11 protein-coding genes are annotated in these 12,216 nt (G+C 59.9%); 3 read left to right on the top strand and 8 right to left on the bottom strand.

Annotated elements, in window-relative coordinates:
• Positions 1–114: 114 nt before the first annotated feature.
• Complete coding sequence (locus tag F8N80_RS10370; RefSeq protein ID WP_150746699.1) at positions 115–1,119, top strand: NADP-dependent oxidoreductase; 1,005 nt, start codon at positions 115–117, stop codon at positions 1,117–1,119.
• A gap of 113 nt (positions 1,120–1,232) precedes the next feature.
• Here the strand turns inward: F8N80_RS10370 and pyrF are convergent, their stop codons facing one another.
• The 8 genes from pyrF to F8N80_RS10330 form a co-directional block, all read right to left on the bottom strand.
• Complete coding sequence (pyrF, locus tag F8N80_RS10365; protein ID WP_008148060.1) at positions 1,233–1,931, bottom strand: orotidine-5'-phosphate decarboxylase; 699 nt, start codon at positions 1,929–1,931, stop codon at positions 1,233–1,235.
• Positions 1,932–2,129: 198 nt separating this feature from the next.
• Positions 2,130–3,185: an AI-2E family transporter gene (locus F8N80_RS10360; RefSeq protein ID WP_150746700.1), complete on the bottom strand. Its 1,056-nt coding sequence runs from the start codon at positions 3,183–3,185 to the stop codon at positions 2,130–2,132.
• A 68-nt stretch (positions 3,186–3,253) separates the two neighbouring features.
• Entirely contained in the window at positions 3,254–4,060 is an 807-nt protein-coding gene (locus tag F8N80_RS10355) for a DUF4892 domain-containing protein (protein WP_150783810.1), read from the bottom strand.
• An 8-nt stretch (positions 4,061–4,068) separates the two neighbouring features.
• On the bottom strand, positions 4,069–4,728 hold the full coding sequence (locus F8N80_RS10350) for a glutathione S-transferase family protein (protein WP_150783809.1): 660 nt from the start codon (positions 4,726–4,728) through the stop codon (positions 4,069–4,071).
• Positions 4,729–4,778: 50 nt separating this feature from the next.
• Complete coding sequence (locus F8N80_RS10345) at positions 4,779–5,633, bottom strand: alpha/beta hydrolase (protein ID WP_150746703.1); 855 nt, start codon at positions 5,631–5,633, stop codon at positions 4,779–4,781.
• Positions 5,630–6,436: an alpha/beta fold hydrolase gene (locus F8N80_RS10340; protein WP_150783808.1), complete on the bottom strand. Its 807-nt coding sequence runs from the start codon at positions 6,434–6,436 to the stop codon at positions 5,630–5,632. The genes F8N80_RS10345 and F8N80_RS10340 overlap by 4 nt, the downstream gene beginning before the upstream one ends.
• A 177-nt stretch (positions 6,437–6,613) precedes the next feature.
• Positions 6,614–7,057, bottom strand: a complete 444-nt coding sequence (locus tag F8N80_RS10335) for a hotdog fold thioesterase (RefSeq protein WP_150746705.1) — start codon at positions 7,055–7,057, stop codon at positions 6,614–6,616.
• Positions 7,058–7,090: 33 nt separating this feature from the next.
• Positions 7,091–8,758: an AMP-binding protein gene (locus F8N80_RS10330; RefSeq protein ID WP_150783807.1), complete on the bottom strand. Its 1,668-nt coding sequence runs from the start codon at positions 8,756–8,758 to the stop codon at positions 7,091–7,093.
• Positions 8,759–9,050: 292 nt separating this feature from the next.
• Here F8N80_RS10330 and F8N80_RS10325 point away from each other — a divergent pair, with 292 nt between their 5' ends.
• Entirely contained in the window at positions 9,051–11,615 is a 2,565-nt protein-coding gene (locus F8N80_RS10325) for an S-type pyocin domain-containing protein (protein ID WP_150783806.1), read from the top strand.
• Entirely contained in the window at positions 11,615–12,091 is a 477-nt protein-coding gene (locus F8N80_RS10320; RefSeq protein ID WP_150746708.1) for a DUF6392 family protein, read from the top strand. The genes F8N80_RS10325 and F8N80_RS10320 overlap by 1 nt, the downstream gene beginning before the upstream one ends.
• Positions 12,092–12,216 lie beyond the last annotated feature (125 nt).

Below are 12,216 nucleotides of genomic sequence, written 5' to 3'. Positions count from 1 at the left end.
CACCAGGCCAGCCATCACTGTTCTGGATCAGACTGTATTCGCAGCATCGGCCCGACTTGCGGCATCGATCATGAAGGGCTATCAACAAGACTTCATTCATCTTGAGTGCCTGTCATGACTACCCAGACCAATCGCCAGTTCCTGCTCGCCAAACGTCCGGTGGGTGCGGCAACCCGCGAGACCTTTACCTATCAGCAAGTACCGGTCGGCGAACCGGCCGCGGGTCAGATTCTGGTCAAAAACGAATACCTGTCCCTGGACCCGGCCATGCGCGGCTGGATGAACGAGGGCAAGTCCTATATTCCGCCAGTGGGTATCGGCGAAGTCATGCGTGCATTGGGTGTCGGCCAGGTCATTGCTTCGAACAATTCGGGTTTTGCGGTCGGGGACTACGTCAACGGTCCCTTGGGTGTGCAGGATTATTTCCTCGGCGAGCCACGTGGTTTCTACAAAGTCGATCCGAAACTGGCACCGCTGCCGCGCTATCTTTCGGCCCTGGGCATGACCGGGATGACCGCCTACTTCGCCCTGCTCGACGTCGGTGCGCCCAAGGCCGGTGACACCGTGGTGCTCTCGGGTGCGGCCGGCGCGGTGGGCAGCATTGCCGGGCAGATTGCCAAGCTCAAGGGTTGCCGCGTCGTCGGCATCGCGGGCGGTGCCGACAAGTGCCGGTTCCTGATCGACGAACTGGGCTTTGACGGTGCCATCGATTACAAGAACGAGGACGTCCACGCCGGGCTCAAGCGCGAGTGTCCGAAAGGTGTGGATGTGTACTTCGATAACGTCGGCGGCGATATCCTCGACGCCGTGCTGAGCCGCCTGAACCTGAAGGCACGGGTGGTGATTTGCGGCGCCATCAGCCAGTACAACAACAAGGAAGCGGTCAAAGGCCCGGCCAACTACCTGTCGTTGCTGGTCAACCGCGCGCGGATGGAAGGTTTCGTGGTGATGGATTACGCCGCACAGTTCGCCGCAGCCGGGCAGGAAATGGCGGGCTGGATGGCCAAGGGGCAGCTCAAGAGCAAGGAAGACATCGTCGAAGGACTCGAGACGTTCCCGGAGACGCTGATGAAATTGTTCAGCGGGGAGAATTTCGGGAAGTTGGTGTTGAAGGTTTAAAAGCTTCGCGGGCAAGCCTCGCTCCTACAGGTCATGTGTCGTGACCATGTCATGCGATCGACACAAGACCTGTAGGAGCGAGGCTTGCCCGCGAATGGTTTAGCAGGCGCCGCTTAAGCCAGTTCGGCCACTACGGCCGCGAGGGCCTTGGCCGGATCCGCCGCCTGGCTGATCGGCCGGCCGATCACCAGATAGTCGGAACCGGCATCCAGCGCTTGACGCGGGGTCAGAATACGGCGCTGATCGTCCTGGGCGCTGCCCGCCGGACGAATCCCCGGGGTCACCAGTTGCAGCGACGGGTGAGCCGATTTCAGGGCCTGGGCTTCCAGGGCCGAACAGACCAGACCGTCCATCCCGGCTTTTTCCGCCAGTGCGGCCAGACGCAGCACCTGCTCCTGCGGCTCGATGTCCAGACCGATACCCGCCAGGTCCTCACGTTCCATGCTGGTCAGCACGGTCACACCGATCAACAGCGGCTTCGGGCCGGTGCGCTGGTCGAGCACTTCGCGGCAGGCGGCCATCATGCGCAGACCACCGGAACAGTGAACGTTGACCATCCACACGCCCATTTCCGCAGCCGCCTTGACGGCCATGGCGGTGGTATTCGGGATGTCGTGGAACTTGAGGTCCAGGAATACTTCGAAACCCTTGTCACGCAGGGTGCCGACGATTTCCGAGGCGCAACTGGTAAACAGTTCTTTACCGACTTTGACCCGGCACAGCTTCGGGTCCAACTGATCGGCCAGCTTCAGTGCGGCGTCACGGGTAGGGAAATCCAGGGCGACGATGATAGGCGTCTGGCAGGCGGACATGAGTGGGCTCTCAGGCAGGTCGAAATCGGCGCGCATTGTAGCGGAACCAACGGCGCTGCGGGACCCGATGATCGGTAAATCATCGAGGCGGCTCCAGCAAGACTAGCTCCTGCGCCCATTGTGTCGAGTTCGATACACACCTGACACGCCCACAAACAACATCACCTGCCTGGATGAACAGCGCACCAGCGAGACCACTCAAGGCCGGCGATCGTCAACCCGAGCCTGACTCTTGCTCCAGTCGGTCAGCAAGCTGTAAGCCACGGCCAACAAGGTCGGCCCGATAAACAAACCGATGAACCCAAACGCAATCAGCCCGCCAAACACCCCGAGCAACACAATCACCAAGGGCAAATTACCGCCCCGACTGATCAGGTAAGGCTTGAGCACGTTGTCGACCCCACTGATGATGAACATCCCCCAGCACCCGAGGAACACCGCCATCCCGTATTCACCCTTCCAGGCCAGCCAGGCCGTGGCCGGAATCCACACCAGCGGTGGCCCCATCGGAATCAGACTCAGCAAAAACGTGACGACCCCCAGCACCAGCGCCCCGGGAACCCCGGCAATCAGGAACCCGATCAACGCCAGAACCGCCTGAGCCGCCGCCGTCCCGATCACCCCGTTCACCACGCGTTGCACCGTTCCCGCCACCAGTTCGATGTAATAGCCGGCTCGATCACCGATCAGCCGCTGCAGCAAGCCATGAACAAACGCCGCCAACCGCGGCCCGTCGCGGTAGAAAAAGAACACAAAGACAATGCTCAACGTCAGTTCGAGAATCCCGCCGCCGATCTGCGCACTGCGCGCCAGCAACCAGTTACCGACCTGGCCCAGATAGGGCTTGATCGCCAGCATCATCGCCGCGCCCTGCTGATCGATACTGTTCCAGATCCCCACCAGCCGCTCCCCCACCAAGGGAATACTGCCCAGCCAGACCGGTGCTTCGGGCAAGCCATCGACCTGCACATCCTTGATGAACGCCGTGGCATCGCGCACATGGTCCGCCAGGTTGAACCCCAGCCAAACCAGCGGCGCCGCCACCAGCACCATCCAGCCCATGGTCAGCAGCGCCGCCGCCAGGGATTCGCGCCCGTTGAGCCAGCGGGTCAGCAAACGCATCAGCGGCCAGCTGGCGAACGCCAGCACCGCGCCCCAGAACAACGCTGACCAGAACGGCGCCATCACCCAGAAGCTCGCGCCAAACAGCACCAGGAGCAGGATCTGCACCAACAGCCGATCGTTATTGATCATCCCAGTCTCGAAAAAAGTCAGTCCGCAAAAAAGTAGGTGAACATGCGAGCATGTTCACCCAATAGAGCTTATCGCAACAGCTCGAGGTGCAGGCCAGAGCCTTCGACACTGCCGGCTTCCATTCTGGCCGTACGCACACCCTGCCCGATCAGGGCCTGGCGCCAGGCTTCGGCCTGAGGCCCGGAAACACTGACCCGCAAGGTTGTGTCCAGATTCAATCCACGGGAGATCAAGCGCAGCCAGGTCTCGTCAGGATCGCCGGTCAGCTTGGGGAAATCGAGCTCACCGGTGCTCTTGAGCTCGCGCAGCAAGGTCGCGGAAGTCGGCAGCAAATTGCCCAGCGGTGCCGCGGCGTCGAATTGTTCGACGTGCAGATAGGCTTTGCGATTGCCGCGAGTGATGCTGTAAAGCGCCACCAGTGTGTTGTCCTGCGGCGCCGCCAGACGCAACAGAAGATACGCTTGCCTATCGTCGGCGCCATAGAGCTTGGCGTTGCCGAAGACATCATTGGCCCACAAACTGCTTTCCCCGCAATCCCGGGCCTGGCACCAGAACAGCAACTCGGCATCCTGCTTCTGCAGGGCTTCGCGGGCGGCCGTGAAGGCTTCGATCGAAGAGTGCTCCGGTGGCAGCTCGTAGGTGACCGAGGTCGCATTGCCACGGGCGCTGACCTGACCATCGAAGCGCAGCTGGCCGCTGATCTTGCGGATCGAACCCAGCGGATAGATTCGCTCGAGCTCGGCCGTCGGGCGATAGTCGACGATCTGCGCATCGGTAACGCGCGGCACGATGGGCAGGTCCTGACTGCCCGGGACATCGGCGGCAAACAACAGAGGACTGAAACAGCACAGCGCCAGCAGACTGAATGAACGCATGGCCAGGCTCATCGGATCAGCATGGCCTGGGCACCTTTGACAATGCTGGCCTCATCGATGCGTTCGGGCACCAGCAGACCACGCTGTACTGCCGGGCGCGCCTCCATGGTCGCCATCCAGCGCTGCAAGGCGGACAAGCCCTGCACTTCGACACCGGACCACTCGTGACCACGAACCCATGGAAAGGTCGCAATATCGGCAATGCTGTACTCGCCCGCCAGAAACTCTACCGCTTGCAGGCGCGTGTCGAGCACTTCATAAAGACGACGGGTTTCATGCTGGTAACGGTCGATGGCGCCCTGCAGCTTCTCCGGAAAATATCGGAAAAACACGTTGGCCTGTCCCTGCATCGGGCCGATTCCGCCCATCTGGAACATCAGCCACTGCAGGACCACCGAGCGCCCTTTCGGGTCCCCGGGCAGCAGCTTGCCGCTCAGTTCAGCGAGATAAATAAGGATGGCGCCGGATTCGAACACGGCAAAATCGCCGTTGGCACGATCGACAATCGCCGGAATCCGGCCATTGGGATTGATCTTGAGGAAGTCCTCGGATTTCTGTTCCTTCTTGTCGAAACTCAAGACGTGCACCCTGTAGGGCAGGCCGAGTTCCTCGAGCACGATAGAGACCTTGTGGCCATTCGGGGTCGCAGCGGTGTAGAGATCTATCATGGTTGTCTCCCATTTCAACCCGCCCAGCCTCGACAGTTGCCCGGCGCAAGTCAAGGAACGGCGAAGAACCGATTGAAACAGTCTGCGACAAGATCGGCGCCGGTTGCGTCATTCAAGTGCAAATGATGGCCGCCAGGCAGCTGTTCATGGCTGAAGGGTAGACGTTCCAGCAACTCGGGATGTTTGGCGAGCATGCCGTCGGCCGCGACCACCAGTTTGGCAGGACAGCTGACCCGCTGGACGAAGGCCATCGCCTGTTCGGTGGTCAGACGCAGCGGCGATGGCAATGTAAGACGGTTATCGGTGCGCCAGGTGTAACCGCCCGGCACCGGCATCAGGCCCCGTTGTGCCAACAGCTCGGCGGCCTCGCGACTGACCGCCACCAGACCTTTCATCCGTGCTTCGATGGCGCGATCCAGGGTGTTGTAGACCGGTTTGCGTTTCTCCCGCAGATCCAGTTGGGCTTGCAAGGCCATGCCCATGCGCTCGGCGGCATTTTCGCTTTTGTCTGCAGGAGGAATGATGCCGTCGATCAAGGCCAGGTGGGTTACCCGCTCCGGCAATGACCCGGCCAGCACCAGAGAAACAATCGCCCCCAACGAGTGCCCCAGTAACCCGAAGCGTTTCCAGCCCAGTTGTTCGGCCACTTGCAACACGTCATGGGCGTAATCCCAGAGCGCGTAACCGGCACCCGCCGGCCGATGCCCGGAGTGACCATGACCGGCCATGTCCAGGGCGACGATGCGCAGCCCCTTGAGCTTCGGTGCCAGCCGGGCAAAGCTGTTGGCGTTGTCCAGCCAGCCGTGCAAGGCGATCACCGGCCATCCGTCCTCGGGGCCAAACAGGTGCGCCGCCAATTCGATATGTGGCAGGCTCAGGCGAACTTCTTCGACGACATGGCTCATGCGCAATCCTGCTGGCGGCGATCTTCCCAGCGGCTGAACAGATTCTTCAGCAGCATGGCCGTATCCTGGGGACGTTCCAGCGGAAACATGTGGCCGCCGGGCATGGTCAATGACTCACCCAGCGGCATGCGCCCGACTGTGCTTGCTTGATGACGCATGACCACCCGACTCTTGTGCCCGCGAACCACCGCCAATGGCACTTTCAACTGCCGGGCCCGGCCAGGGCTGGTGTGGGGCACGCCTCGGTAGATGCTGATTTCCGTGGCCGGGTCGAAACGCAGGCGCAGCTTGTCGCCAGCCTTTTGCAAACCGTGTTGCAGATAAGCATCGAAGCATTCCGGGTCGAAACCACGGAACAAGGTCTTGCCGGCGAAATACAGTCGTGCAGCTTGCAGATCGGCGAACTCTTCGCGACGGCCCAGGGTGCGACCGGCCGGGGTCAGGCGGTCGATGAAACCAAAGCGCTTGGCGGCGCGGATGACCCATTGATCAGTACGGGTCAGCACCGGCGAATCGAGCATCACCACCCCGCGATACAGCTCGGGGCAACGCAGGGCCCCATGCAAATGCAACACACCGCCGAAGGAGTGGCCGACACCCCACACCGGTTCCGGTTGCTGCCTGAGGTGATGAATCAACTCGTCGACCAGGTTGTGCCAATTGTCGTCCACCGGGAAACGCGGGTCGTGGGCGTGCTGCTCCAGATGCGTCACCTGATACTCGGGCGCCAGCGCCGCGAACAATTTGCCGTAGGTTCCCGAAGGAAAGCCATTGGCGTGGGCGAAAAAAATCTGTTGCGACATACCGGCAAATCCATGAGCTAGAACAGGCGTTGATTGTCCGTAAGACGAGGGCCTACAGCAATGACCATAACTGTCAGCAATGGTGGTAGGAAATGTCGCAAATATCAAAAGATCGCAGGGTACGCGGTGTAGGAGCTGCCGCAGGCTGCGATCTTTTGACCATCAATCAACCATCAATCAACGCGCCGGCGGATTCTCACCCAACGGCACCACCGCCATGGTCAACCGCGATACACAACTGGCCTTGCCCTCGTCACTGCTCAGCCGAATGTCCCAGACATGGGTTGTACGTCCAATGTGAATCGCCCTGGCCACCGCCGTCACCCGCCCGCTGCGTAGTCCACGCAAATGGTTGGCGTTGATTTCCAGGCCCACGCAATAAAACTTGCTGGTGTCGATGCACAGGTAACTGGCCATGGAGCCAACGGATTCGGCCAGCACCACCGAGGCGCCGCCGTGCAGCAAGCCGTAAGGTTGGTGAGTGCGGTGGTCGATGACCATGCTGGCGGTCAGGGACGCTTCATCGAAGGCTTCGAAGCGGATATCCAGCACTTCGCCGATGGTGTTTTTCTGGATTGCGTTCAACTGCTCGATGTTGGGAGTGGTACGCCACAAACTCATTGCTGATTTTCCTTTGTTGGTTTTATTCGCGACTCAATCCTGCCACAGCACCGTCCCGCTGCGCTCGCTCCATTCTGCGAACCGGGCACCGTAAGCCGCTTCGATCATGTTGCGCTTGATCTTCAGGGTCGGCGTCAGAAAGCCGTTTTCCACGGCCCAACTGTCCTTGACCACCACCAGCCGCCGCAAGCGCTCATGATTGTCGAGCACCGCGTTGACCTCCTCCAGGAGCTTTTCCAGGCTGGAATGCAGGCCTGCGCGCGCGGTGCCGCCCGCGTCCTGTTGCCCGACCGCCGAGAGCACGCACAAACCCAGCGGCGCACTCAATCCATCGCCGACCACGCACACCTGCTCGATCCGCGAATGCACCGCCAGCCGATTTTCGATCGGTGCCGGGGCGACGTATTTGCCGTTGCTGGTCTTGAAGATTTCCTTCAGGCGCCCGGTCAGGCGCAGATTGCCTTCGGCGTCTTCCTCACCCTTGTCACCGGTGCGCAGGAAGCCGTCTTCAGTGAGGGTCTCGGCGGTTTTTTCCGGCTCCTTGAAATACCCGAGCATGGTCGCACCGCTGCGCACCAGGACCTCGCCCGATCCGGCTATGCGCACTTCAACCTCCGGACAAGGCTTGCCGATCCAGCCAGGCTTGTTCTCACCGGGCCGGCCAACGTGCGAATAGCCGCAGTTCTCGGTCATGCCGTAGACCTCCAGCACATCCAGCCCCAGCTTTTGGTACCACAGCAGCAAGGACTGCGGCACGGGCGCGGCGCCGGACAAGGCCACGCGCAAGGCATCCAGCCCCAATCCGGCAAGGACTTTGTGCCCCACCTGCTTGCCGATGACCGGCAAGCCCAGCAGAAAGTCGAGACGCTTTGCCGCAATTTTGCTGTACACGCCCATCTGGAACCTGGTCCAGATTCGCGGCACACCGAACATTACGGTCGGCCGCGCACGCTGCAGATCGGTCAGGAAGGTGTCTAGGCTCTCGGCAAAGAACACGGTTTGCCCGCTATAGATCGACGCCAGTTCGACGAACATCCGCTCGGCAACGTGGGACAGCGGCAGGTAGGACAGCAGCCGGTCCGACTCGTTGAGACCGAACAATTGCGTGCCACGGGTGGTGGCAAACCCCAGGTTGGTGAAGCTGTGCATCACGCCCTTGGGCAGGCCGGTGGTGCCGGAGGTGTAAATGATCGTCGCCAAGTGGTCGGCGCAGGGCTTGGGATCATCCTGGATCGGCGAGCTCGCTTGCAGGTCGGCCCAGCTGAAATCGAAAGTGCCGGGCGGGTGCAATGGCAGGCTGATGGTCGGCAGATCGGAATTGACCCCGCGGGACATGCCGGGCCAGTCATCGAGTTTGCCGATGAACGCCAATGCTGCTTCCGAATGTTCCAGTACCTGGGCGACGGACTCGGCCGTGAGATTCGGGTACAAAGGCACCGAGACATGCCCGGCCATCCAGATCGCCAGGTCGGCGATGATCCAGTGCGCGCAGTTTTTCGAGATCAGGGCGATGTGGCTGCCTTGGGGCAGTTCCCGCGCGCGTAGCCAATGCGCGGCGCATCGGGCCTGATAACCGACGTCGGCCCAGGTCAGGGTCTCGACCTGTCCGCCGCCCATGGGCTGGACCAGGAAGCGCTGGCGGGGATGACGGGCTTCGCGCTCGTAGAAGACGTCCAGCGGCAAACGAAAAGCGGCTGACATGCGACTCGCTCCTTTGTTTGTGGTCTGGACCAAGCGTAGTCAACCAAGCGGTTGCTTGGTCAACTATTTCACACAAAAACCAGCAACGCCGCCGCCCCTGTAGGAGCGAGGCTTGCCCGCGAAGAACGATGACGCGGTCCAGCTTGCGTACTGCTGCACCACCCCTGGCGGATCCAGCGCCCGATCCACCACCCCCTCTCCCCCGCATAAATAAATCACACCCAATAAATATGTACCGCACCTGACCATCACCCCATCGACATGCTGTGCCCTACAGACAAGGAGAGACTGTATGGCACAGCGAACATCGAATGATGGATCAACAGGGGATGTTGTCATCAGGCCGGGACCGCCGGCCCCGAGTGGCGGCGGTTCAGGAAGCGGTGGCAATTTCGGGGGTAACCGCGTCGGCGCTTCAGGGGCATTCAGTGGCCCCAGCCAAAAAACCAAAGAGGCCAGGCGGCGGGCCAAGCAAGAATACCTTCAAGCCGAGGAACAAAAGCGAATACAGGCGCAGGCTGCTGCCGCGCAAGCCCAGGAGCAGGCCCGCCTTCAGACACGACAGCAACTGCTCGCGGGGATGGTGCAACGCCATGACGCTATCCGGGCCGAATTCGATCGTAACTTTGCGGCCAGGACCGAGCAGCTTGCGCCAGCGCTTGAACGCGAAATTACAGAGGCGCGACGATCGCCTCGTAAGGACTCCAGCGAGCGCTGGCAGCTATACCTCATCACCAAAGAAAAAAATGCAATCGACGGGCTGATCGCCAGTAAAACAGCAGAGCTCAACACGAAGAACGCGGCTGCCCGTGCGTTCGATGGGCACGATCCACTCTCACGTAGTGCGAACGATTACCTGGCGCGACTGGACCAGTTCGGCCAAGCGCTTGATGCCGGTCATCAGAGTTGGGAAAACGCCTACAGCGCAGCGCATGAAGCCCGGTGGTTATTGGCTCAGATCAACACGCTGACAGATAAATCCGCCGCCCTGGCCAGGCATCATGCCGAGCAGACAGTGGTCTGGCGTGAACGGGAAGCTAATTGGGAACGCCACCGCCAGCAGGCCGAACAGCGTGAGGCGCGCATTCGGTTCAAGCAGCAGGCCGACGAAAATACACGTGTCGAACGGATCCGGCAGGCCAAGACGCTGAAGGTACCCACCCCTGCGCTGGCGGCTGGCGGGATGGTGTTGACCCCGGAGGGTGTACGCATTGCGCAAGAAGTTGCGGCGGTACTCGAAAGGGCGATAGCGGCCGGCGTCGATTTGCTCGACGACATCGGGCGCATTGCCGTAAAAACAGGGCCGGTATTTGTCACGGCGATGGTGTACTCACCGACCCTGGGCGACGGCGAGTTGACGCCCGAGCAACGTCATCGATTATTCCAGGCCATCGGCGTCCCGGCTCAAGCGCTGGACCTGCATGACCGTGGCGAACTGCAAGCGGTCGCCGACGCAGGCGGTTCGGTGGAGGTGGAATACCGCCTCAAACAGGTTGCCGTGCCGGAAGGGACCGCGATCGTCGTCGCCAGTACCGGAGGCGAGATAGATTCCCGGGTTCCGGTGGTGAATGCGCTGCTGGATCCGTTGACCGGCCTCTACACGGCCGAGATCCCTGGAACACCGACCAGACACCTGCAATTCGCTGCCGATGCCGCACCTCAAGCGACCACGACAAGCCTGACCGCCCGGCTGGCCGTGATGGAACCGCAGGTACAGGACATCCCGACGGGTGTCGACATGCGCATCCAGGACTGCATTGTCTGCGTGCCTGGCCTGCCACCGCTGTATCTGTCCTTCAACGTACCGCCCATGGGCACAGGCGTCGTCACCGGAACCGGCCAAGCAATTACGCCTGACTGGTGGAAAAGCGCCAGCGGGGTCAAGGGTGCCGCCATCCCGACGCAAATCGGCGACCAGTTCCGGGGGCGGGAAATCAAATCGTTCGGTGCCTTCGACGCAGCGCTGTGGCGAACTTTCGGCGATCAACCGGCGCTCTCCAGCCAGCTGGATGAGCTGAACCGAAAGCGAGTCGAAGAAGGCTTTGCACCCTATGCACCGAAAAGCACATGGACGGGTGAAAATCGAGAGTTCGAACTGCGGTACCAGGAGCGGACGGAGTTCTGGACCGATCCGTTCAACCTTGATCAGATCAGCATCAAGACCCCGGACAGTGCAGAGGGATGGCTGGGAGTGGCACCCGCTGTCCTGCCCTGGCCGATCCGACCCGTCGGCGTTGGCACCTGGACACCCTTGGTGCCGCCGGGCAGCGAACACATTGGCGCGACGACATCGCCGATCGCGCCCATTGTTCCAGTGGTTCACCCCGGCAGCCCGGCGATCCCGGTCCTACCGGAAAACGAGACGTTTCCGGCTGTTGATGAAGGGGAGATTGGTGCGAAAATTCCTGGGTTTCCGGGAGATGCGGACTTGCCTTCGCCCGGCTTGGTTTTCGTGGGGCCGCCGGTTGAGCCGCTGGAGGTTGGGCCGTATAAAGAGATGAGTCGTCGGAGCTATAAGGATGGGATGGATATTGACCATATACCTTCAAAAAAGGCATTGGAGATGCACATAAAACAAGAATTTCCTAACTTGGACGCCCATGAAATTAAAATTTTATTAAATAATGCCCCAGGCATAGCAATACCCACGGAAGTGCATCGTAATTTTAGCGAAACGAACGGCTGGCTAAATACCCCTTCCAAAATAAAAAATGACGCACTCGATTTACGAGCTGCAGTAGATGGGAATTTCGATGCCATCAAGGAAGGGCTCCTGAAGCTTGGATTTGAAGAGGCAGAGCTCGAAATCGCGCGAATGGCATTACACAAACTCCATAATGACCAAGGGTGGTACTAATGAGCGCAGCATCAATATCGAACTTGATTAACAAGCTGGGTGAAAGTCACGAAAACTTGGTTGCTCAAGGCCTAATCTCTAGCGAAAAATTACACGAACTCTATCCTGGACGCGATCTACTGCATATCGACTTGGAGGCCGGGCTGAATCTATCGTTCTGGGCTGAGACCAAGCAGTTTGAAGCATTATTTATAACTCTAAAAAAGGTAATGTCAGGAATTGTCGAATACACAGGAGAACTTCCACCTCCTTACTCTTCGGAAATGACCCAATCTGATGTTCATGCGATTTTCGGCCAACCCATGGAATCAAGAGGCCCGATAAAAATGCCGAAACCAATGGGCCAAACAGGTGGCTGGGAATCGTACCCTCTGGATCCCGCCATCTATCCGGGCAAGAAGATTGTGTTTCAATATACCGCCGCGATGGAAGTCAAAACTCTGATCTTTACCTTGATTGATAAGGGTCACGATTAAAATTGAGCTTTTAATAAAAGCATCAATGAACGGTGCACATCTGCTCATCAGGAATGAGCAGATGCCATCGCCTTCGGCTGACGTACCAACAAACAAGAAAGCACTTAAGATGGAACTTAAAGCGA

The organism is Pseudomonas fluorescens (genome assembly GCF_902497995.1).
Classification (GTDB): domain Bacteria; phylum Pseudomonadota; class Gammaproteobacteria; order Pseudomonadales; family Pseudomonadaceae; genus Aquipseudomonas; species Aquipseudomonas fluorescens_BK.
This window is presented reverse-complemented; position numbering and strand designations above follow the sequence as displayed.

Coding starts and splice junctions, on each gene's coding strand:
- F8N80_RS10370 (WP_150746699.1), top strand. CDS start 115: ATGACTACCCAGACCAATCGCCAGTTCCTGCTCGCCAAACGTCCGGTG.
- pyrF (WP_008148060.1), bottom strand. CDS start 1,931: ATGTCCGCCTGCCAGACGCCTATCATCGTCGCCCTGGATTTCCCTACC.
- F8N80_RS10360 (WP_150746700.1), bottom strand. CDS start 3,185: ATGATCAATAACGATCGGCTGTTGGTGCAGATCCTGCTCCTGGTGCTG.
- F8N80_RS10355 (WP_150783810.1), bottom strand. CDS start 4,060: ATGCGTTCATTCAGTCTGCTGGCGCTGTGCTGTTTCAGTCCTCTGTTG.
- F8N80_RS10350 (WP_150783809.1), bottom strand. CDS start 4,728: ATGATAGATCTCTACACCGCTGCGACCCCGAATGGCCACAAGGTCTCT.
- F8N80_RS10345 (WP_150746703.1), bottom strand. CDS start 5,633: ATGAGCCATGTCGTCGAAGAAGTTCGCCTGAGCCTGCCACATATCGAA.
- F8N80_RS10340 (WP_150783808.1), bottom strand. CDS start 6,436: ATGTCGCAACAGATTTTTTTCGCCCACGCCAATGGCTTTCCTTCGGGA.
- F8N80_RS10335 (WP_150746705.1), bottom strand. CDS start 7,057: ATGAGTTTGTGGCGTACCACTCCCAACATCGAGCAGTTGAACGCAATC.
- F8N80_RS10330 (WP_150783807.1), bottom strand. CDS start 8,758: ATGTCAGCCGCTTTTCGTTTGCCGCTGGACGTCTTCTACGAGCGCGAA.
- F8N80_RS10325 (WP_150783806.1), top strand. CDS start 9,051: ATGGCACAGCGAACATCGAATGATGGATCAACAGGGGATGTTGTCATC.
- F8N80_RS10320 (WP_150746708.1), top strand. CDS start 11,615: ATGAGCGCAGCATCAATATCGAACTTGATTAACAAGCTGGGTGAAAGT.